Below are 25,848 nucleotides of genomic sequence, written 5' to 3' on the forward strand. Positions count from 1 at the left end.
CAATACCTATCCATTCAACGAGGAACACAGCCATGACCCTCTGCCAGCATTGGTCGCAGGTCGAGTACCTGCACCTGACGGTGACCAATCCCAACATCTGCCTCAAGGGGCGACACAGCTACTACTCGGGCGCCTGGGACGGTCCTTTCGAAGAGGAGGCCGTGCGCTACCTGCACGGCGACCGCTGGAGCCGCTCAGCCGACACCGGCTGGGACCCCATCTGGCACATAGACAGGCTCCATCTCGGCGACTATGTGCAAATCGCCGCCGGGGTGAAGATCATCATGGGGGGCAACCACACCCACAACACCGACTTCATCAGCACCTATCCGTTTGCCGAAGTGGCGGCACTCAAGCGCAGCTACAGACCCGCCGGTGATACCCGCATCGGCAATGACGTCTGGATCGGCATGGAGGCCATGATCATGCCGGGGGTCACCATAGGGGATGGCGCCATCATAGCCGCCCGGGCCCTGGTCAATCAGGATGTGCCGCCCTATGCCATGGTGGCGGGTACCCCGGCCAGGGTGGTGCGGATGCGCTTTGGCGACGACGAGATTGCCCGGTTGCAGGCGCTCGCCTGGTGGGATTGGCCGGATGACAAGGTGCAGGCCCTGCTGCCGCTGATCCAGCAAGGAGAGGTCGCCCTGCTGGAACAGGCCGCCGCCCGCTGGCAAGGTGCCGGTCAGGGAGAGTGACGAGGGGCGCCTGGGCGCCCCTTCCTGATCCCGCGTCAGCTACCGCTGCGTGGCGGGTTGAGGCGGCACTGCTTGCCGGGATAGCCGGGCAAGGCACTGGCCTTGCTGTTGCAGGCCAGGCGCTTGGCCTCGGCGAGGCGATCCGCCAGATTGGCGGCATTGACCGGCTGCCAGGCCATCTGCTGGCCGAGCCAGCTGGCCCAGGCGAACTCGACGAAGTAGACCTGATCCTGCTTGCTGAAGTAGCCCGCATCCTGCAGCAGGCCCGCCAGGGTGCGGTAGGGGTAGTCCGGCAGCTCGCCGATATGGCCGGGCAGTTGTTCCGGGGTGAGCGGCTGACCCCGCTCATCCTTGAGCCAGGCCCAGTGGTTGTTCTGCATCTGGCTCCAGAAACTGGCCCTGTCCTGCAAGCGGGCGATCACCTTGACCCTCACCGCCTTCACCCCCTGTTGCCACAGCGCCTTGGTCAGGTGATGCCTGTCCACCAGCCAGTAGCCGCCATCGGGGGCGATGACCACGGGTATCTCTTTCTTTTTCATCAGCTTGTCGAGCTGCTTCTCGCTCTTGTCCGCCAGCTCTGCCATTGTGGTATCGACCTGCAACTGCCCCACCCCGCCCTGAGTCGGATGCAGCTGATCTATGCTCACCTCGCACCAGCTCCCCACCTGGCTGGTCTGCTCGCAAGGGGCCAGTGCCCAGGCCCCCTGGCTCAGCACACAGGCCAATAACATCCATACTCTCATCGCTTGCTCCTCTTGCCCGCACTCGGGGCGGGCGTACATAGGGTTGTCGTCCCGGATATCATGGGACTCACTCTGGCGGTCTGACCAGCAAAGGGGATATCATGATTCCCCGTCTGCCGGCGATGAATTCTCGCCGAGTTTTCTCCTCGCTTCACACAATTTGAAGGATTCGCCATGAAAGGATGGAGCCCCCTGCTGGCCCTGCTGGGCTGTGTCTGTGCCCAGGCCGCCGATGTGCCGGCCGGCACCCAACTCGCCGCCGAACAGGCCGTCGTGCGTCATCTCAAGGACGAACCGACCAGCCTGAGCCCGCTCAAACTGGTCGGTCTGCCCGAGCTGCAAGTGCTCAGAGACCTCTATGAGGGGCTCTTGACCCAGGGGGCGGACGGCAAGGTGCTGCCCGGTGTGGCCGCGAGCTGGGATAACGAGGGGAACCAGAGATTCACCTTCCACCTGAGGCCGGATGCCCGCTGGTCCAACGGGGATCCGGTGCGCGCCAGCGATTTCGTCTACGGCTGGCGCAAGCTGGTGGATCCCAAGGAGGCGGCCACCTTCGCCTGGTTTGCCCAGCTGGCCCATTTCGACAAGGTGGACGAGATCGTCGAGGGCAAGCTGCCTCCCGAGGCGCTCGGGGTGCAAGCCCTGGATGAGCACACCCTGCAGGTGACCCTCTCCCAGCCGGTGCCCTACTTCCTGAGCCTGCTGACCCACCCCAGCCTCTCCCCCCTGCACAGGGCCAGCATGGAGCAATACGGCAACCAGTGGACCCAGCCGGGCAAGCTGGTGGGCAACGGCGCCTTCGTGCTGAGCCACCGGGTGGTGAACGAGAAGCTGGAGCTGACCCCTAACCCCTATTACTGGGATCGCGCCCATACGGTGCTGACCCGGGTCACCTTCGTCCCCATCAATCAGGAGAGTGCCGCCACCAACCGCTATCTGGCGGGGGATCTACACATCACCGAATCCTTCCCCAAGGAGCAGTACCACAAGCTGATGAAGCAGATCCCGGGGGAGGTCTATACCCCGGAGCAGCTCGGCACCTATTACTACGCCTTCAACACCCAGCGGGCCCCCCTGAACGACGTGCGGGTGCGTCAGGCGCTCTCCTACACCATCGATCGGGCGCTCATCGCCGACAAGGTGCTGGGCACAGGGGAAAAACCCGCCTACCACTTCACCCCGGATGTGACCGCAGGGTTCGTCCCCAAGCCCAACCTGCTCTCCACCAGCAGCCAGCAGGCGCTGGACGAGAAGGCCAAGGCGCTGCTGAAGGAGGCGGGCTATGGCCCGGACAAGCCCCTCAAGCTCACCCTGCTCTACAACACGGCTGAAATTCACAAGAAGATGGCGCTGGCCATCGCCAACCTCTGGAAGCAGAAGCTGGGGGCCCGGGTCGAGCTCACCAATCAGGAGTGGAAGACCTACCTCGACAGCCGCCAGAGCGGCCAGTTCGAGGTGATCCGCTCCTCCTGGGTCGCCGATTACAACGATCCTTCCGCCTTCCTCGGTCTGTGGGGCTCCCACCACAGCGGCAACATGGCCCGCTTCGCCAACCCCGGTTACGACGCCCTGCTGACCCGGGCGGCCAGCAGCCAGGATCCCGCCGAGCGGGCACGCCTGTTCGACGAGGCCGAGACCATATTGCAGGAGGAGGCGCCCATCGCCCCCATCTACCAGTACACCAACGCCCGTCTGATCAAGCCCTGGCTCAGGGGCTATCCCATCAACAACCCGGAAGACGTGGCCTACAGCCGCCAGCTCTACCTCGTCAAGCACTGATCCCTCGGGGGCCAGCCCGGCTGGCCCCCTCTTCCCACTGTACCCATTCAAGTTCCCGGCATAAAATGCCGCCTCTCTTCGTCCATCAGCCCGTTAGATAGATGTCCCTATGCCTTGTCTGCTCCTGCTTGCCCTGTTGTTTGCCCTCCCCGCCAAGGCCGCCGATGAGAGCCAATGCCGCCAGGCCTTCCTCGAATGGATGTTGAGCCAGCAGAAACAGTTCAGCGATCGCAAGGCCAGCAAGATGGAGCGGCGCAACGCCGAGCGAGCCATCGATCAGGCCCGTGACGAGTTTGCCAAGCAGGAGAGCTTCTGCCAGGCCATGGCCTGGGTCTCCCGCGACCAGAGCCAGGATCCCCGCTTCAAGCCCCGGACGGGGGAGATCCACGACTTCACCCCCCGCAGTTGACCCCGCCCCGACGTCACCCTTCATCTACTCCTTTTTTCAGTCGTCATAGTGTTGATTTATTGACCCAAGCCAAGATAACCACTTGGGTCGCCCCTACAATGAAGCCGTAACGACAACACACAATAAAAACAAATTTATCAGTTACTTGGCTCATTCAGGATGCGCACATGACCACTACCCGGCAAGAAGGGGAGATCCGTTTCCCCGATCACATATCATTGATTTCGACCACGGACCCCGCCAGCCACATCACCTATGCCAACCAGCACTTCTGCGACGTGGCCGGCTACAGCGCCACCGAGATGGAAGGAGTCCCCCACAACCTGGTACGCCACCCGGACATGCCCAGGGCCGCCTTCGCCGACATGTGGCAGCGGCTGCAGCAAGGCAAGAGCTGGATGGGACTGGTGAAGAACCGTGCCAAGAGCGGCCAGTTCTACTGGGTCAATGCCTATGTCACCCCCATCCTCAACGAACGGCAGCAGATCATCGAATACCAGTCGGTACGCACCCGCCCGCAGGATCACGACATCGCCTGGGCGGAGCGGCTCTATGCCCGGATCCGGGCGGGCAAGGCACTGCCCTGGCAGAGTCGCTTCACCCTGGAGCCGGGGCAACTCGGCCTGCTGCTCTCGGGCACCGCCCTGATCGGCATGGGGGCCAGCCTGATGACGGGCCAGGCCGCCTGGGGTGGCCTCACCCTGCTCTGCCTGCTGGCCCAGATGGGGCATGGCTGGCATCTGCAACGGCGGCTGGCCCGGCTGCTGGCCATGGCGGGGGAGGAGCTGGGCACGCCCCTCTGTCAGGTGCTCTATGCCAGACGTCAGGACAGCCTGGCGGCCATCGAGCTCTTGCTGCGCATGAAGAAGGCCGAGCTCAGGGCCGTGGTGGGGCGCAGCGCCGACACCAACCAGCAGATACTGCAGGCGGCGGAGGATGACAGGGGACATATCCAGACCATAGACACCCACTTGCAGCAGCAGCGGGCCCAGAGCGAACAGCTGGCCGCCGCCATCACCCAGATGAGCCAGTCGATCCGCGATGTGGCCGACAACGCCCATCAGGCCAACTCCCTGGTGAGCGAGGTGCAGCAGGTGTCAGCCAGCGGCCAGCAGGCGCTGGCGACCACCCGCGCCTCGGTCAACCGACTCCACCAGGAGCTGGACGCCAGTCAGGGTGTGCTGGCCCGCCTGACCCAGGACAGCCAGAAGATCAGCGGCATCCTGGAGGTGATCGGGCAGATTGCGGATCAGACCAACCTGCTCTCCCTCAATGCGGCCATAGAGGCGGCCCGGGCCGGCGAGCAGGGGCGTGGCTTTGCTGTGGTGGCCGACGAGATCCGGGCGCTGGCCCAGAAGACTCGCAGCTCCACCGGCGAGATCAGCGACATGATAGGGGCGCTGCAGCAGAGCACCCGGCAACTCTCAGACGGCATGACCCAGGGGGCCCAGACCTCGGCCCTCTGCCAGCAGCACATGGGCGCCACCGCCGAGGTGCTCGACCAGATCAACCAGATGCTGGCCCAGGTGACCCACACCAGCGACGAGATAGCCCAGGCCGTCAGCCAGCAGGCGGACGTCACCAGCACCCTGGATCAGGGCATTCACCAGATCCACCAGTTGGCCAGCCACACCGCCGACAACAGCAGGCAGGCCCTCGATGGCATCACCCTGCTGGTGGAGCGGCTGCAAAACCTCTCCCGCCTGATCAATCAGTTCCACGACTGAGTTTGCCCCCCGTGTAGCAAGGCGCGTCTGCGGACGCGCTGCCCTTTCCCTCCCGACGCGCCGCAAACCCCCTTCATCTTCTTGTCACGAATATCCAGGTAAATGGATCCCGTTCCCCAGCTCCCGGCGAGCCTCGACAAGGATCCCATGATGCCCAAGCCTCTCGGCTATGCCGCCCTGCTGAGCATGCTGTTGCTGCTCCATCTGACCTGGCAGGAGCCCTCAGGGCAAGGGTGGGAAGATGCGTTGCGGGGCAGCCTGAGCCGCCACCTTGCGCGGGCCGAGGCCAGCATGAACCTGGCACTGTGGCTGCCAGCGGAGCAGGGAGCCCGTTATCAGCAGCAGTTGGCCGAGCTGGAGCAGCAGTTGGCGGCAAGCCGGGACACCATGGGCGCAGCACGCTGGCAGCAGCACAGGGCGACGGTGCTCGGTCAGTGGCGACGCGACTTCTTCGGCCAGGAGCAGGCCCAGCGCTGAGTGACCCCCATGAGCCGGGCTCATTGTCGGCTCAGGAGTCATGGAAGAGGAGAGGTTGCGTCAGGCCTTGCCCTTGAACTGCTTGACGCTGCGCTTGGCCTGGGTGCGGCGGTTCGCCTGCTTGTCCCGGGGGGCCCGCTTGCCCTCCCCGCTCGCAGGCTGGTCGGTGACCGGGAAGCCCTCAAGCTCCTCCAGCGGCAGCGCGCGACCGGTCAGGGTACGGATGGCCGCAAGCGTCTCGGCCTCCCCGTGGCAGACCAGGGAGAGGGCGAGGCCTTTCTGCCCGGCGCGGGCGGTGCGGCCGATGCGGTGCACATAGACGGGGGCATTGGCAGGCAGATCCAGGTTGATCACCACCGGCAGCGCCTCCACGTGGATGCCCCGCGCCATCAGATCCGTGGCCACCAGCACCCGCACCTTGCCCCCCTTGAAATCGGCAAGCGCCTGCTCCCGCGCCCCTTGATCCTTCTCACCGTGCAGGGCCGCCACCGCGATCCCCGCCTTGGCGAGTTTTCTGGCCACGGCGTCGGCATCGTCCCTGGCGCTGATAAACACCAGCACCTGGGACCACGCCTGCCCCTTGAGCAGGCTGATGAGCGCAGGCACCTTGCTGCTCTTGTTAACCAGATGGAGCCGCTCCTCGATGTCGTCGGCCACGCTGTTGCGAGGATCCGCCTCCACCCGCACCGGCGCGTCCAGCAGGCCGATGGCCATGGCCTCGAGCTCGGGGGGCAGGGTGGCAGAGAACAGCAGGGTCTGCCGCTCGGTCGGCATGGCATTCATCAGCCACTGGATATCGGGCCAGAAGCCCATCTCCAGCAGGCGATCCGCCTCATCCAGCACCAGGGTGCGCAGCTTGCCGAGGCCCAGCAGCCGCTGGGCCAGCAAGTCCCGCAGTCGCCCCGGGGTCGCCACCAACAGTTGGGGCCCCAGGGCCAGCTCGGCCTGTTGCTGCTCCTGAGCCACCCCGCCGCACAGGGTCAGGAGACGCAGCCCCAGCGCCTCGGCCACACATTGCAGCGCCGCGCTCACCTGGGTCGCCAGCTCCCGGGTCGGCACCAGCACCAGCCCCTGCACCCGGTCGGATGCCGCGTCCAGCCCCTGCAGCAGCGGCAGGCCGAATGCCAGTGTCTTGCCGCTGCCGGTCCGGGCCAGGGCCAGCAGATCCTGGCCCGTCAATGCCGCCGGAATGGCGAGTTGCTGGATGCGGGTCGGGGTGTGCAGCTCGGCAGGCAAGGCGGCCAGCAGAGCGGGATCGAGGTGGAGTTCGTTAAAGGTCATGAGGCTACGCGGCAGGAAGAAGTGGGAGGCGAAGTCTAGCCAGCCTGACCCCATAAGTAAAAGGCCGGTGAGAAGAAGCAGGGGGATATGGGTCAGCGAGTCTGATCACCTCAACCTTGAGGGTCACTGCGCCCGCAATAAAAACGGCCTGCATCGGCAGGCCGTTGGCAATCAGCGCAAGACGAAACTTACAGGGCGGCCAGGGCGGCGGCGTAGTTCGGCTCGTCGGCGACTTCGGCCACCAGCTCGCTGTGCAGCACCTTGTCGTGCTCATCCAGCACCACGATGGCACGGGCAGCCAGGCCTACCAGGGGGCCGGAGGAGAAGGCCACGCCGTAGTCCTGCAGGAAGGAGACGCCACGCAGGGTGGAGAGGTTCACCACCTTGTCCAGACCTTCGGCGCCGCAGAAACGGGCCTGGGCGAACGGCAGATCGGCGGAGATGCACAGCACCACAGTGTTGTTCAGGGCGCTGGCCTGCTCGTTGAACTTGCGCACTGAGGTGGCGCAGGTCGGGGTGTCGACGCTCGGGAAGATGTTCAGGATCTTGCGCTTGCCGGCGAAGGTCGCCAGGGTCGCATCGGACAGATCGCCAGCTACCAGGGAGAAGGGCTTGGCCTGCTCGCCGGCAACGGGGAAGTGGCCGGAGACGGAGACGGGGTTGCCTTGCAGGGTGACGGTATTGCTCATGTTAGGTCCTTGATTATCGATGGGGGATCCAGGGTTCCCAGTATAGGCCCAGCGGCAGGGGACAAACACCCGCTAACAAGAGGGATTTGTTGCCACCCTGTCTCGTCCACCCCGCCGAGGTGGGAAAGAGAAGGGCTTGACCTTGGACTTAACACCAAGGTTTACACTGGGTTCAGACATAGGCGATCCCGCAGGGGCGGGATCCACTCAAGAGGGACTCATCATGAGCAAATCCTGCTGCAGCCATTCCCATGCCGCCCCCATCAAGGCCATCGGCAAGGCCGCCCCCCACCAACACGAGCACGGGCACGACAGCCACTGCTGCGACAAGGTCGCCTCTGCCAGTTGTTGCGCCAGCCCGGCGCCCCAGGATCACCAGGCGCACGGGGTCGACGAGGGGCCCGGGGATGAAGACCCCCCCAGGGGCCATGACGCCGGAGCCAAGCCCTCCCATTCGCACGACCATGATCATCGCGGCCATGGCGCGGCGGCCGAGGGGCCTCTGCCCGCCCCGACCCGTGACAGTCGCCGCCACAGCTGGCAGGTGCTGGGGATGGACTGCCCCAGCTGCGCCCGCAAGATAGAGACGGCCGTCAACCGTGTCGAGGGTGTCACCCAGGCTCGCGTGCTGTTTGCCACCGAGAAGCTGGTGGTGGATCTCGCCCCCGGCCTCTCCCCCGACCCCGTCACCGCCGCCGTGCTGGCCGCAGGCTTTCAGCTCAAGGGCAACACTCAGGCGACAGAGCGCGATGACAAACGGCTCAGCCCCCTGATGACGCTCCTTGGCAAGTATTGGCAGCCCCTCTCCTTGGCCGCCCTGATGGGGGTGGCCGCCCTGCTGCCGGTCCAGCTCGGCCAGCCGCTCTTTACCCTGGCCACCCTCTGGGGGCTCTGGCCCGTCGCCCGCAAGGCCTGGGCATTGACTAAGAGCGGCTCTCCCTTCGCCATCGAGACCCTGATGACGGTGGCGGCGCTCGGCGCCCTCTTCCTCGGGGAGACCGCCGAGGCGGCCATGGTGCTGCTGCTCTTCATGCTGGGGGAACACCTGGAGGCCTATGCCGCCGGCCGTGCCCGCGCCGGGGTCACCGCCCTGATGGCCCTGGTGCCCGACCAGGCGCTGCGCATTCGTACCACAGCAGAAGGTGACGTACGGGAAGAGGTGGCCGCCGAGATGCTGCGCCCCGGCGACATCATCGAAATCGCCCCCGGTGCCCGCCTGCCCGCAGATGCCCGCCTGCTCGACGCCCTCGGCGCCTTTGACGAGAGCGCCCTGACCGGCGAGTCCATCCCGGTGGAGCGCCGTCAGGGGGACAAGGTGCCGGCCGGCAGTCTGGCGGCGGATCGGGTGTTGCGCCTCGAGGTGGTGTCCGAGCCCGGCAACAACGCCATCGACCGCATCCTGCACCTCATCGAGGAGGCCGAGAGCCAGCGCGCCCCCATAGAGCGCTTCATCGACCGCTTCAGCCGCTGGTACACCCCGGCCATGATGCTGGTCGCCCTGCTGGTGATGCTGGTCCCGCCGCTCGCCTTCGGCCAGGGCTGGGACGAGTGGATCTACCGCGCCCTGGCGCTGCTGCTGATCGGCTGCCCCTGCGCCCTGGTGATCTCCACCCCGGCGGCGGTCACCTCGGCGCTGGCCGCCGCCACCCGGCAGGGGGCCCTGATCAAGGGCGGTGCGGCCCTGGAGCGGCTGGCCCAGATCGATACCGTGGCCTTTGACAAGACAGGCACCCTGACCCTGGGCAAGCCGCAGCTGACCGAGCTGGTCAGCCTCAATGGCCGACCGGAAGCCGAACTGCTGGCCTTGGCCGCCGCCATAGAGCAGGGTTCCCACCACCCCCTGGCCCGCGCCGTGGTGGCTGCCGCGAGCGAGCAGGGGCTGACCCTGGCCAACGCCCGGGATCTGCGCGCCCTCCCCGGCATGGGAGTAGAGGGGCGCATCGACGGCGCCCTCTGGCAACTGCTGGCCCCGAGTCGGGTCTCCTCTCTGGACGAGGCGCTCGAGGCACAGATCGCCGCCCTGGAGCACCAGGGCAAGACGGTGATCCTGCTCTGCCGGCTGGGAGAGACGCCCAGTGCCCTGCTGGCGCTGCGGGATCAGATCCGGCCGGACGCCGCTGCGGCACTGCAAGAGCTCAACCAGCTCGGACTGCAGAGCATCATGCTGACCGGGGACAACCCGCGTGCCGCCGAGGCGATTGCCACCGAACTCGGCATGGGCTGGCGCGCCGGCCTGCTGCCGGAAGGCAAGGTAGAGGAGATAAGCCTGCTCGCCAGCAGCCGCAAGGTGGCCATGATAGGGGATGGCATCAACGACGCCCCCGCCATGAAGCGGGCCAGCATCGGCATCGCCATGGGGGGCGGCACCGACGTGGCGCTGGAGACAGCCGACGCGGCCCTGACCCACAACCAGCTCGGCGGGGTCGCCGCCATGATCCGGCTCTCCCGCGCAGCGCTCGCCAACATCCACCAGAATATTGCCCTGGCGATCGGGCTCAAGGCCATCTTCCTGGTCACCAGCCTGCTCGGCATCACGGGTCTGTGGATTGCGGTGCTGGCCGACACCGGCGCCACCGCCCTGGTCACCGCCAACGCCCTGCGCCTGCTGCGCAAGCGCTAAGCCGGCCGTTAACGGTACAACCAACAGCCGCCCCAGCAGGGCGGCTTTTTTATTGCCTCGCCCACCACGACAAAGAAAAAGCGCGGCTGCCGGTCGGCAGTCGCGCTTTGCTTACTCTCTCGGCTTATCCCACCCTTGGCGAGGTGGAATTCAACCCTGGGCTGCCGAGTCAGTCCCGGGCTCGATAGGTTGGCTTACTTGGGTGTGCACTCCTGGACTATGACGGTGCCCACCTCGCCAGCGGCCTTGGTCGGATCGACCTTGACCAGGAAGCTCCACAGACCCTGGGGCAGGGTCATGCTGTTGTTGCCCATGCCGCCATCGCCGTGCTGCAGCGGATAGGACTGCTCTGGCTCCAGGGCAATCAGGGTGCCACCGGCATCCTTGACGAAGAACTGCTTGCTCCAGTTGCCGTCATCGTTGGCAAACTTGAAGTCAAAGCTGCCCGCGTAGTTGAAGGCGGCCTGATAGATGGCGAGGTTGCCCTCCATCCCCTTGTAGCTCAACTGGTAAGCCGGTTGCGCGTTCCAGTCGCTCAGGCTGCCGCGAACATAGAGCGGGTAGCCCAGCGGGTTGCCCGCCACCGTATCCAGCACCTTGCAGCTCTGCACCGGCTCGGTGTAGCTGACGCTCAGGGTGGGCTTCTCCTTGTTCATGGCTGTGAAGACGAACTTGTAGGTACCGGCCTTGGCCAGATCCAGCCCGATATTACCGGTATCTCCCCCCTTGCAAAGGGTCAGCGGCGTGCCCACCACCAGCTTGTCACCGGCGTTGCAGCTGCCGTAGTTGACCGGCCCCCAGCTGGCGTCGGCGATCTTCACTTCCGTCGTGCCCAGCTTGTCGGTTGCCACTTCGGTGGTGAACTCGTACATGAAGTTGCTGGTGAAGCTCATTGGGTTCGCTTCGCCCCACTCCCCGAGGAAGCCTTTCAGATAGACAGCGGTGTCACCGAAGGGAGGCAATGTGCTCAGGTCCGTCTTCTTGCCCACCGGCAGGCCCGCGCCCTGGGCGCCACTCTGCGGCTTGACGAAGACGGCGGCAGACCAGGCTCCCAGCGTCAGCTGGCCGTTGTCGTAGGCGGCGCCACTGGCGATGCTGTCGACCCCGCGATGTTTCCCGCTCAGCACCATGCCGGAGAGATCGATGGGCTGATCGTCTCCGTCACGGAAGTCGCCGATGCTCTGGGGGGCATTGGTGGCGTTGATCATCACCACCAGGCCGTCGATGGCGGGATCCAGATCCGCACCGGCCTTGCTGCCATCATCCACGCTCATCACGATGAGGCCAGGGATCTGCTCAGGCCCGGTGTTGCGGAAGTCGACGCGCTTGATCACCTCAGACCCGCTGCCAAGACGCAGCAGACGGGAGGATTGACGCAGCTCGGAGAGCTCCTGGTAGAAGCTCACCATCTGCGCCATCTCGGCCGAGCCCGGCTTGGCATGCTGGTCGAGCACCTGCTCGATCAGCGCGTAGTTGGCCTCGTCCTTGTCCTTGCGCGGCAAGCCCTTGTCGAAGTTGTTGTCCCCCAGGCTGTAATCGACCCTGTTGTACCAGTCACCGGAGTCGTAGCTGTCCCGCTCCATGGACTTGGAGCGCAGCAGTTCGACCCCGGCGTGGGTGAAGGGGATCCCCTGACCCAGCATGGCGGTGGCCAGCGACACCCCCTGCATCCGCACCAGATCGGCTCCTGCTGGCGCCTTGTAGACCAGGTTGTCGAACAGGGTCTGGTTGTCGTGCTTGTCGACGTAGTTCTGCACTTCGGTCGGATCCTGGGCATAGCCCGCCGGTTGACCGTTGTAGTCGATGTCGGACCCCTTCTTCGGCACGCCGTCCTTGTCGGTCAGCACGAACTCCTTGAGGTTGCCCGCCATGCCGAGGCGCACCAGGTCGGACTGATGCAGGGCGGTGGCGAGATCGACGCCGTCCACCTCGTTGGCATCCACCAGGGCGCCGTTGCCGAAGCCCTGGGTCTTGCGGATGGCGTCGCCGACGTCGAACGGGCTGCCGCCGCGCACCGCATCCCGCAGCCGGTCGGAGAAGGAGCCGATGCCGGTGCCGGCCAGGTGCTTCTGGGTCGCCTGCACGAAGCGCTTGTCATCCTGCACTTCGCCGAAGTTCCACCCCTCGCCGTAGAAGTACATGTCCGGATTGACCTTCTTCACCTCGGCCAGGGCCTGCACCATCTGATCTTTCGGGTGGTGACCCATGAGATCGAAGCGGAAGGCATCGATCTTGTAGTCCCGCGCCCAGGTGACCAGGGAGTCATCCATCAGCTTGGCGAACATGGCGTGTTCAGGCGCCGTGTTGGAGCAGCAGGTGGAGTTCTCCACCGAGCCGGTCTCCGGATTGAGGCGCTGGTAGTACCAGGGCACTATCTTGTCGAGCACGGATTTGGGGCCCAGGCCAGCCTCGTTGGTGTGGTTGTAGACCACGTCCATCACCACGTTCATGCCGATGTTCTGCTTGATGGCCTTGACCATCTCGCGGAACTCCTTGATCCGGACCGTCCCCTCCGCATTGGTGGCGTAGGAGCCTTCCGGCGCTGTGTAGTGGTAGGGGTCATAGCCCCAGTTGAAGGAGTCGACGCCGCGCAGATAGCCGTACAGCTCCTGCACCACCGGGTTCTCCTTGCTGTCGCTTGCCTGCAGATCTTCCAGCACGGACGCTATGGTCTGGCCGCCACCGCAGTGGCTGGCAAACCTGGAGCTCTTGACCTCGTCATTGACCTCGCACAGCTTGCTGAAGTCGTCGCTTATGTTCGCCACCTTGGCCGGATCCTCGTTGACGGTGGCGATGTCGAACACCGGCAGCAGGTGCAGGTGACTGACACCGCTCTTGGCCAGGGATTTCAGGTGGGTGACGGGGACGCTGTCGCTGTCGGTCAGCCCCAGGAACTTGCCGCGGTGCTCGGCCGGGGTGGAGTCGTCGTTGCCGGTCAGATCCCGGACATGGGCCTCATAGATGGTGATGTCGGCGGGATTGGCCTGGCTGTGGGGGGCCTTGAGGCTGTCCCAGCCCTCTGGTTTGAGGGCAGGATCATCGAGATCCACCACCTGACTGAACTCGGAGTTCATGGCCAGGCTCAGGGAGTAGGGATCGGTCACCTGGTAGGATTCCAGCTTGCGACTGACCGGATGATAGACCTCGACGACATAGCGATAGTACTTGCCCACCAGGTCACTGCCCCCCTGCAGGCTCCAGCTGCCGCTGGCCTCGTCCTGTGTCATGGCGCGCTCGCCGAGGGAGTTGTGCTGCTCGTCGAAGAGCGCCAGCTTGACCGACCTTGCGGTCGGTGCCCAGAGCCGGAAGTTGACATTGCCCCCCTCCACCACGGCGCCGTAGGCCAGCTTGGTGGCAGCCTCGGCGTAGAGGGCATCGAGGGCACCGGCGCTCTGCACCAGGGTGGCCCCCTGCAGGATGCCGTCCGCATCGGTGCCGATGGCTACCAGCTCCCCCTTGAGCAGGGGCTTGAGATCTTTCCCGGCGGGCAGGGCGAAGGCGGCGGCATCCTTGAGGTGCGGGTACTTGGCCTGCTGCTCGGCACTGAGGCTGGTCGGGGTCAGCTTGAGGTAGGGGAAATCGAATACACCTTCACTGTTGGCGGTGATGGTGCCGGACTCTGTGTAGTAGAGGCGCACATAGGGCTTGTCCTTGCCCCCTTGCCAGATCAGGGTGTTGCCGTCGATCAGGTGGGCACTGGCCCCCGCCACGCCGAAGGCGGCGGTGAAGGCCTCGGCCCGGCTGCCGAAGATCTCGTTCTTGCCCGCGACGATTGCCACGGTGCGATCCGGGTGATCGCTGAAGACCACCTTCATGTCGCTGCCGGTCAGGTTCGCCAGATCGCCGTTGCGGGCGATGAAGTTGATGCAGCCCTCCATCTTGGCCAGCGGCACCACCCAGGCCGGGCCGAAGCTGTCCGCCGCCGCCGGGGTCTTGCTGGCGTCATCCCAGCCTGTGTTGAGTCCGCCCTCCGACGTTGCGCCGCAGGCGTCGTTGTTCCACAGGTGCAGGCTGTGACTGGCGAAGGGACCCGTGATCCCGCGCGCCGCGCTGCTCTGGGTATCCACCAGGGCGACCACGGCCTGGTCGGGGCCGGCCACCAGCAGCTCGGCCGGGGGCTGGACATTGGGAAGGCGCGCGACGGGCTCATCCTGGGGGGTGGGAGGGGTGGAGGGTGAAGAACTGTTGTCGTTACAGCCTGACAAAAGCGCGAGCAGTGAGGCTGTTACCAGCGCCACCTTGGTCTTTTTCATATCCATTTTTTTATAATTCCCGCTGTAGTTGGTCTCGATACTCGAGGTACCCGGTCGTAGCCGAGCGATGCCATATTAATCAGCGGAGATTGTTGTAAATGTGAGCGACCGGGCAAAAAAAACCAACCCGATTCAACAAGATAACGTTTTCATAACGAAAATTGGATCGCGCTCACAGACTCGCCCCCGCTTTGGGCCCATACCAGCAAAGAGAGGGGTTCATGCCGGAAAAATCAATTTCCGATCAAATGGATAGCAAGGAGCCATGGCCTATGAAACGGATCGAGGAGCAGGCAAAGCGGCTGGATCAGGAGTATCAGGGAATTGCCCAGCTGTTCCACCAGTTCTGCCAGCAGGCCGGGGGACTCGCCGAACAGTATCACTTCTTCAGCTGGCCCGATTATGAAGAGACGCCGCCCCTCTGCCGGGCCTTCACCCTGCTGGGCGAGCCCCGCGAGCTGCGGCTGCGCTGTCAGCCCGGTGAGCGGGGAACCCTGGTCGGCATCATCCAGATCCTGGATGACGAGGGACAGACCCACGCCAGCCTGGGCTTTCGCGCCGACGGCCACCTGCTGCTGGAACCCGGTCGACTGCTGGATGACCCCCCGGGGTTGCTGCTCAAGCTGATGCTGGGCTCCCTCTGGCAGGATCAGGCCAAGGGGGAACACGAGCGCCCGCCACACTGAGGCCGGGCCCCGGGGCCCGGCCTCATCCCTGCGCTATCTCTATGGTCAGATGCACCAGCTCCTCGTGGATGGCGAGCCGCTCGCGGATCGCCTGTGCCGGGATGGGAACCGCCATCCGCGGCGCCGTCAACGGCCTGATGCTGGAGGTGCTGGAAGGTCATATGCGCGAGCACCTGGGGGCACCGGAGGCGACCCCGGCCGAGCGGCTGGAGGATCTGGACCAGGTGGTGAGGGTGCTGCGCTCCTACCTGAAATAAGGGCGCCCGGGCAAGCCGGGCGCAGGAGTCAGTCGAAGTCCGCGTAGGGGGTCAACGGCCTTGGCGGCATGTCGAGATCCCCCTGCCAGGGCTTGAAGGTGTAGCGCAGGAAGAGGGTGGCATGGCTGGGGGCATAGTCATCCGCCTGCTGGATGTCGATCCGCCCGCCGATGCGCCAGTGCTCGGTCAGGCGGTGCTCCACCACGGCATTCAGGGTATAGCCGAAGCCGCTGCTGCTGCCCCCCTGCACCGGCTCGTTCCTGTCCGGCAAACCGGCGGGCAGCAGGCCTTCCAGGGGGTAGCGACGGCTGTCCTCGGTGCGGGAGCGGGACCAGGATCCCGAGCCTCCCAGCTCCCATGACCAGTCGGGGGTGCGCTGCCGGTAGCTGACCGGCACCGAGATAGAGAAGTACCCTTGCGGACTGTAATAGCCCCCCTGCCCCAGGGTATAGCCGCTCAGATCCTGCTGGTAATGCCACAGCATGCTGCTCAGCCCCACGCTGGCCCGGCGGTTCGTCTCGTTGATGAGCTTGTAGTAGCCACCCCCCATGAGCCGGGTGCGCCAGTTGTCCGGCACGTTCTTGCCCGTCAGCAGGTGTTGCTGGGCGCTGCCCCAGAAGCCGACGGCGCCCCCGAGATCATGGCTGAGATCGAGGCGGACCCCGTTCGCTCTCACCCCACCCCAGCGGATGCCGGTCCCCGGATCCACAGTGCCCGCATAGGAGAGCAGCGAGCTGCTGACGGGGCGCCGGGAGAGGGTGAGCCCCCACCCCAGCTCGCGCCAGTCTCCCGTCACCGTCGCGCCGCCGACCCAGTCCACCACCTCGAAGCCGAGGGGCGTGGTGCCGAGATCGAAGGCCCAGGCCCCCTTGTGCCAGCCCGCCGCCAGTGTGGTGCCCCGGCTCTGCTGATGCTCCCCTCCCCGGCAGTCGCGGGCGGCGCAGGTGCCGAACTCCTCCCGGTAGGGGGAGGCCGGCAGCTGGCCCGCATCCATGTCCACCAGCTCGAGGCGGCCAAAGGCGGTGCCGCCGGCCAGGGGGGTGTCCAGTTGCATCATCTGGGTCAGGGCCCGCAGATCGGAGACGCCGCCGGTGCCGCTGGATCCCCAGTAGTCGCTGTCGAGGGAGACTGTGGTCTGGCTCTGCCGATAGTGACTGTCCAGATCCCCGCGCAGCCCGGAGGCCAGCCACTCCTCGCCGTCGCGGCTGCGGGCGAGCACGGTCAGGGCACCCCCATCCAGATCCTCCCCGGGGGCCAGGCCCGCCGCCACCAGTCCCTTGCGATCCCGCGCCAGGGCGCCCTCGGCGTCGCCGTTGGCGAAGCGCTGACGGGCGGCGTCCCGCCAGAACAGGGCCGTCTGCTGGGAGGCGGGCTGCGTCGACACCAGGGGCTCGTAGCCGGTGAAGATGGCCTGCGCCGTCTCCCCCTCCCCCAGCGCCTGATAGAGGTTTGCCACCCGGCGGTAGTAGTTGAACTCCTCCAGGGGCAAGGGGCTGACCGGCCAGGCCGGCAGCCAGTGGCGAGCCTCTGCCGGATTTCCCCTGGTCTGCGCCAGTTCGGCCATGCCGAGCCTGGCCTCGGGGTGCTGGGGGGTGTGCGCCAGCACAGCGCGGTAATGGCGCTCGGCCCCGGCGACGTCCCCGCGCTCCGCGGCCCATTCGGCCAGCATCAGGGTCACCTCGTCATCGGGCTGCAACGGCTGCAGCAGGCGTTCGGCGCCCGCCTCATCCCCCTGCTGGTGCAATTGCCTGGCGTTGGCCAGCAGCTCGCCACGGGCGAGGCGGCGATCCAGCGCCTGCATGTCCGCCGACCAGCGCGTGGCCGGCACCTCGGCCAGCATGGCGCGGGCCTGGGGCGACTGATCCTGCCCCGACAGGTAGAGGGCAGTGGCGTAGCGCAGGCTGTCGTTCTGTGGCTGCGCCGCCAACCGCCCCCGCAGCAGCCGCTCCCCGCCTGCAACATCCCCGAGTCGGGCCTGGGTGGTGGCCACCCGGTAGGCCAGCCAGACATCATCCGGCATCAGCCGCAGCGCCTCCTGGCGCTGGGCCAGGGCCTGGGGCAGCTTGCCGGCCTGGTCGAGCTGATCGGCCTGTTCCTGCAACAGCTCGGCCCTGAGCCGCTTGCCCTCGGCCTGCATGGCCGGGGTGCCGTGTTGATCCAGCAGGGCCAGTGCCCGCGCCGGATCCTGCCCCTTGTAGAGATCGAACAGCCGGGCCAGGGCCCGATCACGGGCTCCCGGCATGGCGAAGGCCTTCTGATAGGCAAGCTCGGCCTCGCCGTCGCGATGACGGCCCCGCTCGCTGTCCCCCAATCCGAGCCAGGCCTCCGGCTCCTTGCCATCCAGGGCGATGGCGCTGCGATAGCGGGTCGCCGCCACCTCCCATTGCTGCTGCTCCAGGGCCTGGGAGCCCTGGTTGACCAGCAGCCAGTAGCGGTTGGTGGCCAGCAGGCTGGCCCACTTGTCCTTGTCGGTCACATCGGGATGGCGCAGCACCCGCTCGAACTGGGCGATGGCGAGCGCGCGCTGATCGTGGCGGGAATAGGCCTGACCCAGAGCCCCCATGAGGTCGGGATCCCCGGGATTGGCGGCAAGGGCCCGCTGCAGCTCGGCTATGGAGGCTCCGCCGCTGGCGGTCCGGGCCAGTGCCAGCTGTCGGGAGCGATAAGCCGGAGAGGCCCACTGCGCCTCCTGGGTGGCGAGCAGCGCCTCGGCCTTGTCGGCCTCCATCTCGGTACCGAAGAGGGCTATGTATTGCTTCAACTCGTCGATGCTCCGGGGCCCGACCGGCATGGCCTCGATGTCCGCCAGCCAGATCTCCGCCGCCTCCCCGCGGCTGTTGTCATCCTTCGCCATCTCCCGCAGCAGCCCCAGGGCCTGCTGGCGCCGACCGTCGGCCAGGTAGTGGCGGGCCAGCCCGCTGCGCACCCGTGGCTCACCCGGATATTGCCGGTTCAGGCTCTCCAGAGAGGCCATGCCCTTCGCCTTCATGGCGGGCATGCGCATCTGCAGCAGGGCATATTCCACCGCCACGTCGAGATTCGGGGGCAGATCCCCCATAAACAGGGAGCGATAGAGGCGCTCGGCCTCCTCCAGCCGGCCGGCATTGGTCAGCAGCCGCGCCTGTTGCAGTTGCTGGCGCTGGGCCGAGTCGCTCAGGGCGAGATTGGCCATGCCCTGGCGGTAAATCGGGGAGTCCGGCGCCAGCTTGCCGAGCCGGGCCAGCAGCGCCTTTGCCTCCCTGATCTTGCCCTGACGCAGGGCCTGGCGCGCCTGGGCCGCCAGCAGCTCCGGGTGATTGGGCTCCACCAGGGAGAGGGAGTAGAGACTGTTGCTGACGAGATCCTCACGCCCGCTGGCCTCCCCTATCCTGACCTGCTCGAGCAGCCAGTCCACCGGCTGCACGGCCCCCAGCGCCAGGTTGCCGCTCATCAGGCAGGCGAGCAGGCAACCCAGGGTCAATCTGCTTGGCATGACTCGCTCCAGCCTGGCTGCAGGGTGCCGTCCGCGGCGAAGCGATAGCGGCCCTGATCCCAGCCTGCGCCAAACAGGGTCAGGACGCTGCCGTAATAGGCGTCGGCCTGCTCGCCATGCTGTTTCACCTGCTCACGCAGGCTGGCCAGCATCGGCTGCCCCTGGGAGAGGGGCAGCAGGGCGGCGGCAAAGCCGACCGGTCCCCGTCCCTGGGTCTGACCACTCTGGGTGTCGACCCGCTCGGGGACGGCGCCGAGGGCCGCCGTGCTCTCCAGCATGGGGGTGAAGTGCGCCACCAGGGGCCCCTTGGCGGGATCCTCGTCGTTCAGCATGCCGAGCCAGAGGTAGACGCGGATGGCGTCGTAGCTGCCCTGGGGCCCCTTGTCGGCCGTCACCTGCCACCCCTTCTCCCCCTGCCAGTCCACCCAGTCGGGGGCAAAACCACGGGGGGCGCTCTCCTGCAGCAGCCTCGGCAGTTGTGCGCGCATCTCGCGCCAGGGCCCCTGCAGCGCCGCGAAGCGGGCCAGCAGCTGGGGCGGCAGGTAGCTCGGGTTCAGGGTCCAGCGCCCCTCCCCCGTATAGCCGTGGGCGCCGGGCAGCAGCACCGGGCCCAGACCGGGGACGGTGGCGACCTCTTCCCGGGCGATGCGCCGCAGCAGCAGGGTGCCGATGGACTCGTAGCTGTGGTTGTCCCACAGGCGCCCCGCCTCCAGCAGGCTGTAGGCTATCCAGAGATCCGAGTCGGACGCGCTGTTCTCATCCAGCACGCCCCAGCTGCCATCCTCCTTCTGGCCCCACAGCCAGGATGGCAGGAAGCCGGTCAGATCCCCCCGGGCGAGCCGCCGCTCGGTCCAGTCGAGCAGGCGGGCGAAGGTCTCCCTGTCGTTGTTGACCAGGGCGAAGAAGAGGCCGTAGCTCTGGCCCTCGGAGGTGGTGATCCGCCGACCGTCGGCCGGGTCTATGACCCTCCCCTCCTCGCTGATGTAGTGCTGGCGAAAATGCTGCCACGCCGGCCAGTCACAGGCCGCCAGGGCAGGCAGGGTACACAGGGCCCAGAGCAGCAGGGCACCACAGGCTTTTTTCATCTGAGTCATCTCTTAATCTTCCTTCAGGCGGCTACGGCTGGCACCGGCCAGCAGCACCCGCAGGCCCCAGCCCAGCACCAGCATGCAGAGCAGCGTCAGTCCGGCGAGGCGCAGCGGGTACTCGGCAAACAGCTGCCAGACTCGCTCCCACCAGGGCAGATAGCCCACCTCATAACGCTCCCCGACCTCCAGGCTCTTCACCCCGGACTCACGGATGATGGCCACAGAGCCCGCGACCTGGCCGCGCAGAGTGGCGTTTTGCAGGGTGTCGTTGAGCAGCCTGACCCCGGCCGGACCGTCGGCCAGCAGGGCCACCAGGCTGCGCTGCTCGTGGGTCGGCGACTGCAGGCCCAGGATGACGGCGATGGCGCGGTTGCCCGTCATGCCGACCCTGGCCTGGGGCTGGCGATCGGCCATGCTGTGCAGCAGATCCCCCTGATGCTGGCGGGTCGGCTCGTTGACCCAGCTGCGGGTGGCCTGCAGCAGGGCGTCTGGCGCCAGATCCCCCTGAAACTCCTCGGGCAGGGTGCCGATGAGCAGGGTATCCAGATCGGCGGTGCGGGCCTGCTCCCAGTCATCCAGGACTCGCAGGGAGAGGGCCGGATAACCGGTCTCGGCCCCGATGGCTCCCACCGCATCGAGCAATGTGGTGATCTGCGCCGGGTGCGCCCTGGCGGGCATGACCACCTGGCTGTCGGCAAGATCCGCCATCCGGCTGAACGGGAAGCCCGCATAGGCGAACGCCTTGAGGTTCGGCATCTCGATGAAGTGGCGATAGCCGCTGAAGTCGATGGTGGAGCCCTCGTCGATGCGCACCTGATGGGCGGGGGGCAGCACCAGATCGCAGCGGCCGTTCTCATTGCCCCCCTTCATCTCCCTGGCATATTCAAACGAGAAGCTCAGGCTGTTGGACTGGGTAGTCTTGAGCCCGGGCATGCGCAGCACAGTGGCGTCGTCATCGGCGGCGAACCAGAGCGGCAGGGTGAGCAACTGCTCGCTCTTGGCCTCACCCGGCTCGAGCGGGAACGACTTCATGAACTGGCCGTTGACCGCCACGTCCAGGCGGGAGCCATCCCGCTGGATCGGTGCCGTGTTGTGGTACTTGAGATCCGCCTTGATGCCGTTGGCGCCCAGCAGATAGAGATCCGGCGGCAGCCGCAGCGTCAGGCTCATGGGCCAGAGCCGGCTGCCCGTCGCCTGCAGCTGGCCCGGATAGTCCGTCAGCTCGTCGAACCGCATCTTGCGATCGAGCCGCACCCAGTTGGGGGCATCATAAGGCTGGCGCGGGGCCAGCGGCTTCACCTCGTCCACCAGCACGCTCTGGCCGCGCAGCAGCACCTCCCCCTGAGCCAGCCCCTTGGCCGCGGTCAGCAGATCCTGCTGATCCCGTCCCAGGATCAACAGCAGCTTCACATAGGGGTTGTCCGGGGAGCTGATCATGTCGATGGTGGGCCCCTTCACCTTGGGGTAGTCGACCAGGAAGTCGGGACGGGCGTCGTTGGTGGCGAAGATCACCCCGTTGCGATCCGGCAGCTGGTTGATAAGCACCGGGAAGTGCTGGCCCCGCCACTGGGCCTTGGTGCCGAACCAGGAGGCCAGCACGGCTGCCGCCTGCTGTTGCAGGAGCGGAACTGCGCCGCTGAACACCATGGGCAGGATCAGCTTGCCATTGTCCCGCACGTCGAGGAACGGCATGGGGAAGAAGGAGAGCTCGTTGCGCACCGGCAGGGTCTGCAGTTGCAGGCTCAGCTTGCTGTCCCGGTTGACGTTGAGCCACAGGGTATCGCTCGCCGGGTTCTCGCACACCTTCTGGTAGTGGCCGACGAAGCTCACCTTGATCCGGTTGAAGTCCTTGGCGTAGCGGGGATCCAGCTCGATGCGGGCATGGGTACGCTCCCCCATCTGCTCCTTGGTGAGGGCGGTGACCCCCATCAGCTCGTCATTGAGGTAGACCTTGATCTGGGAGAGCAGCGGCAGCAAGGAGGGGGACGGTGTGAAGTCGAGATCCAGGCTGGCCCGGGTGACCACCTCGTCCCGCCGCACCGTGAAGTCCGCCTGACCGTCAGGGGCATTGCCACGCAGGGAGAGGGTGCCCGGAGAGGAGGACATCTGTTCGAAACTCAGGTCCTGACTGCGCACCGGTGCGGGCACCGGCGGCAAGGGGCCGCCGGCTTCGGCGGCCAGCGCACTCTGCGTCATCAGCAGGAGAGGGATAAGGTAGCGTTGTGGTTTCATCATCCTTTCACTGTCTGTGTGGTCGGAGCCCCGGACCGGAAATCCGGCGAGACGCGACGTGGAACGAAAGAGAGCAGCCAGCGAGCCAGCTTCTCAAGCAGGATACAAACAAAGCCGATGGGTGAGGTGCGCGCCAGGCGCCAGTAGGCTCCCCAGCCGAGCAGCGTGATGTCGAGCAGGCTGTGGAGCGGACGATCCTTGCCCAGGCGCTGCTGCCACAGGGACCAGGTGTCGGCCCGGGCGAAGGTGCATTGGATGAAGGCGATGTGCTGGGCCTGCTCCATGGGCTCCAGCTCCAGCCCCAGCTTGCGACCGAACACCCGCTGCACCTTGGCGGCGAAGGCCTGCTCCCGCTGGCCGTGGCGCAGCAGCAGCCAGACCCTCTCCTTGTCGGCCAGGGGCAGGGCGTCCTCGAGCAGGACGCCGACCCCGCCATTGGAGTAGTCCTTGACGGTGCAGGGATAGAGGTGGCCGTTGGCCAGCTTGATGGCCGCCGGCATCACCATCTCCACCCTGGGGTTGGTGCGCACCTGGCGCGGCTCGAACGCAACCGCCAGCGCCCCGCCCAGTATGGTCATGTTGTAGAGGGTCCACAGCATGCTGAGGATCAGGGTCAGCACCTCGTCGGCCGGGCCGGTACAGATGCGCCAGATGCCGTAGCCCAGCCCGCACAGGTTGAGCAGGATCAGGATCAGATAGGGCCTGGAGACCGACAGATCCAGATACACCTCCTCCGTCATGCCCCCCTTGGCGGTGACGTTGAACTTGCCCTTGTGGGGGGCAAACAGCGCCACCGTGGTCGGCCTGGCTATGTACCAGGCCAGCACAGTCTCGTAGACCTCCCCCCAGAAGGAGTGGCGCACCTTGCCCTGCAACCGGGAGTTGGTCAGGGCGCTGTGGAAGATGTGCGGCAGCATGTAGAGGGCGATGGCCGCCGCCGGGGCATAGATGATGTAGGCGTGCAGGATCAGGAAGGCGAGTGGCGCCGTCAGGAAGATGAGGCGCGGTATGCCCGACAGGAAGTGCAGCATGGCGTTGAAGTAGCAGAGCCGCTGCCCCAGATTGAGCCCCTTGCCAAACAGGGGGTTGTCCAGGCGCAGGATCTGCACCATGCCGCGCGCCCAGCGGATGCGCTGCCCTATGTGGGCGGAGAGACTCTCGGTGGCCAGCCCCGCCGCCAGGGGGATACGGATATAGGCGGAGGTGTAGCCAAGGCGGTGCAGCCGCAACGAGGTGTGGGCATCCTCGGTGACCGTCTCCACCGCGATGCCGCCGATCTCGTCCAGGGCAGAGCGCTTGATGACGGCGCAGGAGCCGCAGAAGAAGCTGGCGTCCCACATGTCGTTGCCATCCTGCACCAGGCCGTAGAACAGCGCCCCCTCGTTCGGCATCTTGCGAAACCGCTGCAGGTTGTGCTCGAACGGATCGGCGGAGAAGAAGTGATGGGGAGTCTGCACCACCCCCAGCCTGGGATCCCGGTAGAACCAGCCCACCGTCATCTGCAGGAAGGAGCGGGTCGGCAGGTGATCGCAGTCGAAGATGGCGACCAGATCCCCGCTCGCCTGCCTGAGCGCGTAGTTGATGTTGCCGGCCTTGGCGTGCTCGTGGGTCGGCCGCGCCACATAGCGGATCCCCGCCTCTTCGGCGAAGGCGCGAAACGACGCTCTGTCCCCGTCATCGAGCAGCCAGACGGTCAGCTTGTCGGCGGGCCAGTCGAGGGCCAGGGCCGCGTAGACTGTGCCCTTGACGATGGCGAGATCCTCGTTGTAGGTGGGGATCATCAGATCCACGCTGGGCCACTGTGCCGGGTCCGCCGGCAAGGGCGCCGGGGGGCGATTCAGCGGCCAGGCCGTCTGCCAGTAGCCGAGCAGCAGCACTATCCAGGCATAGGTCTCGGCGGCCAGCAGCAAGAGGCCGCAGGTGAGGCTGACGGGATCGAACCAGTCCAGGGTGGAGGTGTAGCGCCACCAGATGTAGCGGCAGGAGACGGTGAGGGAGAGCACCATCATCATCAGCATGGGGTAGCGGCCCGGCACGGCGCGCAGGATGAAGGCCATCCCCATCAGCATGATGACGAACACCAGCTGGGCCTCGAGGGTGAATGGCTGGGTGATGCAGAGCAGGGAGAGGGTGCCGGCCACTGCGCACAGCAGCACGCTCTTCCAGCGCGCCTCCCTGGGGGTGGCCCTGGCCGCCGCCAGCCCCTTCTCTTCCTGCCGGATCAGGAAGCGGCCGAGGGCCTGGGTGCCCCACAGCCAGGCGCGCTGCCAGGAGGTGGGCCAGCGCAGGGGTATCGGCCTGGGACGGCGTACGATGATCCAGACACTCTGCAACAGGATGCGCAGGGGATCCCCGACCCGGGGCCGGGCCAGGTGGGGATAGAGCCCCTCTGCATGGCTCAGCACCCACTGCCAGCCATGGCGCTCCAGAGGAAACAGGGTCCAGGCCAGCAGCCACACCAGGGTCAGACCGGCGGATCCCAGCCGGGAGCCGCCCTGGCGGCGCAGCCCCTGGTAATGCCGGGAGCACCAGAGGCTCGCCGTCGGCGTCAACAGCCGGGCTAGCATGGGTCGTCGCCCCCGGCGCCCAGACACCAGCTGGCCAGGGAGGCCAGCTCGTGGGCGATCAGGCTGGTGGGGGCATAGCGGCCCACCGGCTGCTTGGCGGCCATGGCTTCGGCCATCGCCTCGTCCCGGTGCAGCCGCAGGCCGAGCAGGGGCAGGCCGGCCGCCTGCCAGAGATCCAGCAGATCCTGCTGCAGGGCCCGGCGGCTGCTGAACTGGGTCACCAGCAGCCGCTCCCCGGCCGCCCAGGCATGGCGATGGAGTCGCACATGGCAGTTGGCATCGGCATTGACTATGGTCAGCAGCCGGCAAGGGAGCGCGGGAACCGGGCCCAGGGGCAGATCCAGCAGCACCAGATCATAACCGTCGAGGGCCTGCAGCCACTCCCCTGCGGATGCTCCCGGCTGGCCGCCATGGGGCAGCAGATCCAGCCCCTCCTCATAGTGATAGAGTGCCGAGCGCCACTCCCGCGCCGGATCCGCCAGCCGGCTCCAGCCCCTGGCATCGGCATGGGGCAACCCCAGATGGATGCCAAGCAGGTTGTCATGGCACAGATCCACCGCCAGCACCCTGGCCCCCTGCTCCCGGGCCGCCAGCGCCAGGCCGGCGACGAGGGAGCTGGTGCCCACGCCGCCACGGATCCCTTGCAGGGCAACGCAATTCATTCAGGCCCCCTCATCTCCAGTTCCGCCAGCAGGGGGAAACGCTCGCGCAAGGCGACGAGCCGCTCCCTGAAGGCGATGTCCTGATAGGAGAGGCTCACGCCGAAGGCCTGCTGCACCATGGCCACATCGCTCATCATGCCGCCTTCGACCGGCACACCGAAGGGGGTGGGCGTCACGGGTCGCCGTTCACTCTGCATCTCAGCCTCCG

General features: G+C 66.4%; 17 protein-coding genes and 1 pseudogene. 8 read left to right on the top strand and 10 right to left on the bottom strand.

All coding sequences use genetic code 11. The annotated features are described in order from the left end of the window. Positions 1–32: 32 nt before the first annotated feature. Positions 33–698: a CatB-related O-acetyltransferase gene (locus HB860_RS21140; RefSeq protein WP_247627859.1), complete on the top strand. Its 666-nt coding sequence runs from the start codon at positions 33–35 to the stop codon at positions 696–698. Positions 699–733: 35 nt separating this feature from the next. On the opposite strand, the gene HB860_RS21145 is transcribed toward HB860_RS21140, so the two are convergent. Beyond that, positions 734–1,441 carry a ParB-like protein gene (locus tag HB860_RS21145; RefSeq protein ID WP_247627860.1) on the bottom strand — a complete coding sequence of 236 codons (708 nt, stop codon included), beginning with the start codon at positions 1,439–1,441 and terminating at the stop codon, positions 734–736. Between the two features lie 174 nt (positions 1,442–1,615). On the opposite strand from HB860_RS21145, the gene HB860_RS21150 reads away from it, so the two are divergent. The 4 genes from HB860_RS21150 (at position 1,616) to HB860_RS21165 (ending at position 5,833) form a co-directional block, all read left to right on the top strand. Then, positions 1,616–3,220, top strand: coding sequence for a peptide ABC transporter substrate-binding protein (locus HB860_RS21150; RefSeq protein WP_247627861.1), 1,605 nt, complete (start codon positions 1,616–1,618; stop codon positions 3,218–3,220). A gap of 109 nt (positions 3,221–3,329) precedes the next feature. After that, entirely contained in the window at positions 3,330–3,629 is a 300-nt protein-coding gene (locus tag HB860_RS21155; RefSeq protein WP_139439058.1) for a hypothetical protein, read from the top strand. Positions 3,630–3,796: 167 nt separating this feature from the next. After that, positions 3,797–5,356: a methyl-accepting chemotaxis protein gene (locus tag HB860_RS21160; protein ID WP_247627862.1), complete on the top strand. Its 1,560-nt coding sequence runs from the start codon at positions 3,797–3,799 to the stop codon at positions 5,354–5,356. A 150-nt stretch (positions 5,357–5,506) separates the two neighbouring features. Further along, on the top strand, positions 5,507–5,833 hold the full coding sequence (locus HB860_RS21165; RefSeq protein ID WP_247627863.1) for a hypothetical protein: 327 nt from the start codon (positions 5,507–5,509) through the stop codon (positions 5,831–5,833). Between the two features lie 60 nt (positions 5,834–5,893). On the opposite strand, the gene HB860_RS21170 is transcribed toward HB860_RS21165, so the two are convergent. Next, positions 5,894–7,114, bottom strand: a complete 1,221-nt coding sequence (locus HB860_RS21170; RefSeq protein ID WP_247627864.1) for a DEAD/DEAH box helicase — start codon at positions 7,112–7,114, stop codon at positions 5,894–5,896. Positions 7,115–7,302: 188 nt separating this feature from the next. Further along, positions 7,303–7,803 (bottom strand): thiol peroxidase, encoded by a 501-nt coding sequence (tpx, locus tag HB860_RS21175; RefSeq protein WP_025325781.1) that lies wholly within the window; start codon positions 7,801–7,803, stop codon positions 7,303–7,305. Between the two features lie 223 nt (positions 7,804–8,026). On the opposite strand from tpx, the gene HB860_RS21180 reads away from it, so the two are divergent. Next, on the top strand, positions 8,027–10,423 hold the full coding sequence (locus HB860_RS21180; protein ID WP_247627865.1) for a zinc/cadmium/mercury/lead-transporting ATPase: 2,397 nt from the start codon (positions 8,027–8,029) through the stop codon (positions 10,421–10,423). A 194-nt stretch (positions 10,424–10,617) separates the two neighbouring features. On the opposite strand, the gene pulA is transcribed toward HB860_RS21180, so the two are convergent. Further along, on the bottom strand, positions 10,618–14,682 hold the full coding sequence (pulA, locus tag HB860_RS21185; RefSeq protein ID WP_247627866.1) for a pullulanase-type alpha-1,6-glucosidase: 4,065 nt from the start codon (positions 14,680–14,682) through the stop codon (positions 10,618–10,620). Positions 14,683–14,948: 266 nt separating this feature from the next. On the opposite strand from pulA, the gene HB860_RS21190 reads away from it, so the two are divergent. Continuing rightward, positions 14,949–15,362 carry a hypothetical protein gene (locus HB860_RS21190; protein WP_247627867.1) on the top strand — a complete coding sequence of 138 codons (414 nt, stop codon included), beginning with the start codon at positions 14,949–14,951 and terminating at the stop codon, positions 15,360–15,362. Between the two features lie 110 nt (positions 15,363–15,472). Continuing rightward, a pseudogene (locus HB860_RS21195) lies at positions 15,473–15,619 on the top strand (metal-sensing transcriptional repressor); the annotation flags it as partial. 28 nt (positions 15,620–15,647) lie between these two features. Here the strand turns inward: HB860_RS21195 and bcsC are convergent. From bcsC to bcsR, 6 genes are read right to left on the bottom strand one after another with little or no spacing between them, the layout of a single operon-like run. Then, entirely contained in the window at positions 15,648–19,091 is a 3,444-nt protein-coding gene (bcsC, locus tag HB860_RS21200; protein ID WP_247627868.1) for a cellulose synthase complex outer membrane protein BcsC, read from the bottom strand. After that, entirely contained in the window at positions 19,076–20,185 is a 1,110-nt protein-coding gene (gene bcsZ / locus HB860_RS21205; RefSeq protein WP_247627869.1) for a cellulose synthase complex periplasmic endoglucanase BcsZ, read from the bottom strand. The genes bcsC and bcsZ overlap by 16 nt, the downstream gene beginning before the upstream one ends. A 3-nt stretch (positions 20,186–20,188) precedes the next feature. Further along, positions 20,189–22,411: a cellulose biosynthesis cyclic di-GMP-binding regulatory protein BcsB gene (gene bcsB, locus HB860_RS21210; RefSeq protein WP_247627870.1), complete on the bottom strand. Its 2,223-nt coding sequence runs from the start codon at positions 22,409–22,411 to the stop codon at positions 20,189–20,191. Continuing rightward, positions 22,411–24,978 (bottom strand): UDP-forming cellulose synthase catalytic subunit, encoded by a 2,568-nt coding sequence (gene bcsA, locus HB860_RS21215; RefSeq protein WP_247627871.1) that lies wholly within the window; start codon positions 24,976–24,978, stop codon positions 22,411–22,413. The genes bcsB and bcsA overlap by 1 nt, the downstream gene beginning before the upstream one ends. Then, positions 24,972–25,640, bottom strand: coding sequence for a cellulose biosynthesis protein BcsQ (gene bcsQ / locus HB860_RS21220; protein WP_247627872.1), 669 nt, complete (start codon positions 25,638–25,640; stop codon positions 24,972–24,974). The genes bcsA and bcsQ overlap by 7 nt, the downstream gene beginning before the upstream one ends. Beyond that, positions 25,637–25,837: a cellulose biosynthesis protein BcsR gene (gene bcsR, locus HB860_RS21225; protein WP_041998134.1), complete on the bottom strand. Its 201-nt coding sequence runs from the start codon at positions 25,835–25,837 to the stop codon at positions 25,637–25,639. The genes bcsQ and bcsR overlap by 4 nt, the downstream gene beginning before the upstream one ends. Positions 25,838–25,848: the final 11 nt, after the last annotated feature.

This window comes from Aeromonas genomosp. paramedia (genome assembly GCF_023093515.1).
GTDB lineage: Bacteria > Pseudomonadota > Gammaproteobacteria > Enterobacterales > Aeromonadaceae > Aeromonas.

What these genes read in the sequence shown, in the direction of transcription:
- HB860_RS21140 (WP_247627859.1), top strand. Translation starts at nt 33, where the DNA reads ATGACCCTCTGCCAGCATTGGTCGCAGGTCGAGTACCTGCACCTGACG.
- HB860_RS21145 (WP_247627860.1), bottom strand. Translation starts at nt 1,441, where the DNA reads ATGAGAGTATGGATGTTATTGGCCTGTGTGCTGAGCCAGGGGGCCTGG.
- HB860_RS21150 (WP_247627861.1), top strand. Translation starts at nt 1,616, where the DNA reads ATGAAAGGATGGAGCCCCCTGCTGGCCCTGCTGGGCTGTGTCTGTGCC.
- HB860_RS21155 (WP_139439058.1), top strand. Translation starts at nt 3,330, where the DNA reads ATGCCTTGTCTGCTCCTGCTTGCCCTGTTGTTTGCCCTCCCCGCCAAG.
- HB860_RS21160 (WP_247627862.1), top strand. Translation starts at nt 3,797, where the DNA reads ATGACCACTACCCGGCAAGAAGGGGAGATCCGTTTCCCCGATCACATA.
- HB860_RS21165 (WP_247627863.1), top strand. Translation starts at nt 5,507, where the DNA reads ATGCCCAAGCCTCTCGGCTATGCCGCCCTGCTGAGCATGCTGTTGCTG.
- HB860_RS21170 (WP_247627864.1), bottom strand. Translation starts at nt 7,114, where the DNA reads ATGACCTTTAACGAACTCCACCTCGATCCCGCTCTGCTGGCCGCCTTG.
- tpx (WP_025325781.1), bottom strand. Translation starts at nt 7,803, where the DNA reads ATGAGCAATACCGTCACCCTGCAAGGCAACCCCGTCTCCGTCTCCGGC.
- HB860_RS21180 (WP_247627865.1), top strand. Translation starts at nt 8,027, where the DNA reads ATGAGCAAATCCTGCTGCAGCCATTCCCATGCCGCCCCCATCAAGGCC.
- pulA (WP_247627866.1), bottom strand. Translation starts at nt 14,682, where the DNA reads ATGGATATGAAAAAGACCAAGGTGGCGCTGGTAACAGCCTCACTGCTC.
- HB860_RS21190 (WP_247627867.1), top strand. Translation starts at nt 14,949, where the DNA reads ATGAAACGGATCGAGGAGCAGGCAAAGCGGCTGGATCAGGAGTATCAG.
- bcsC (WP_247627868.1), bottom strand. Translation starts at nt 19,091, where the DNA reads ATGCCAAGCAGATTGACCCTGGGTTGCCTGCTCGCCTGCCTGATGAGC.
- bcsZ (WP_247627869.1), bottom strand. Translation starts at nt 20,185, where the DNA reads ATGACTCAGATGAAAAAAGCCTGTGGTGCCCTGCTGCTCTGGGCCCTG.
- bcsB (WP_247627870.1), bottom strand. Translation starts at nt 22,411, where the DNA reads ATGAAACCACAACGCTACCTTATCCCTCTCCTGCTGATGACGCAGAGT.
- bcsA (WP_247627871.1), bottom strand. Translation starts at nt 24,978, where the DNA reads ATGCTAGCCCGGCTGTTGACGCCGACGGCGAGCCTCTGGTGCTCCCGG.
- bcsQ (WP_247627872.1), bottom strand. Translation starts at nt 25,640, where the DNA reads ATGAATTGCGTTGCCCTGCAAGGGATCCGTGGCGGCGTGGGCACCAGC.
- bcsR (WP_041998134.1), bottom strand. Translation starts at nt 25,837, where the DNA reads ATGCAGAGTGAACGGCGACCCGTGACGCCCACCCCCTTCGGTGTGCCG.